Below are 1,047 nucleotides of genomic sequence, written 5' to 3'. Positions count from 1 at the left end.
CTGCAGCGGAATCAGCTTATGCCGAAGCCGAGCAAGCGATTGCTGATGCGGATACAGATGGTAATGGTCTCATCACACCAGCAGAGCAGGCAGTTGCCCAGGCTGCGATTGATGAAGCTGCCGAACTAAAAGCCATCGCACAAAATGCAGTAAATGCGTTACCGGCAGAAGTACAAGCTGAGAAAGACGGGCTACAAGAACGCGTAGATGCCTTGACTGAATTGCTTGCCCCTGTGGTCACAGATGCAGATGGTGATGGTGTAATTGATGACTTAAACGGATTAATTGCCAGTGCAGAAGCGGCAGTAGCAGCAGCGGAAGCGGCTTATGCCGAGGCCGAGCAAGCGATTGCCGATGCAGATACAGATGGCAATGGTCTCATCACACCAGCAGAGCAGGCAGTTGCCCAGGCTGCGATTGATGAAGCTGCCGAACTAAAAGCCATCGCACAAAATGCAGTAAATGCGTTACCGGCAGAAGTACAAGTTGAGAAAGAGGGGTTACAAGGTCGACTAGATGACTTGATCCCATTAACTGCACCAGCAGTCACGGATGCAGATGGTAATGGTATCGATGATGCATTCGAAGCAGCGGAAGCCCTGGTGACTGATGCTGAAAATGCACACCAGGCAGCAGAAGATGTAATTGCAGGTGCTCAAGAAGATGGCCTGATCACCCCAGCAGAACAGCAAGCGATTCAAGATGCGGTGGATGCAGCAACTGAAGCTGAACAAACGGCACAAGACGCGGTGACTGCGTTACCAGAAAGTACAGACAAAGATGGTCTGCAAGATCGTCTGGATGCCTTGACGGATCTTGAAGTTCCAGCGGTGAATGACCAAGACGGCAATGGGATTGACGATGCAACGGACAGCTTAATCGCGGATGCAGAAGCGGCGGTGGCTGCAGCGGAATCAGCTTATGCCGAAGCCGAGCAAGCGATTGCTGATGCGGATACAGATGGTAATGGTCTCATCACACCAGCAGAGCAGGCAGTTGCCCAGGCTGCGATTGATGAAGCTGCCGAACTAAAAGCCATCGCACAAA

General features: G+C 51.9%; 1 protein-coding gene. It reads left to right on the top strand.

Translation table 11 applies throughout. From position 1 onward, the window contains the following. Positions 1-1,047: GA-like domain-containing protein (locus A9J31_RS15650; RefSeq protein ID WP_213029711.1), on the top strand; the 1,047-nt coding region annotated here is incomplete at both ends.

Origin of the sequence: Acinetobacter gandensis (assembly GCF_001678755.1) — a bacterium.
Classification (GTDB): Bacteria; Pseudomonadota; Gammaproteobacteria; order Pseudomonadales; family Moraxellaceae; genus Acinetobacter; species Acinetobacter gandensis.
This window is presented reverse-complemented; position numbering and strand designations above follow the sequence as displayed.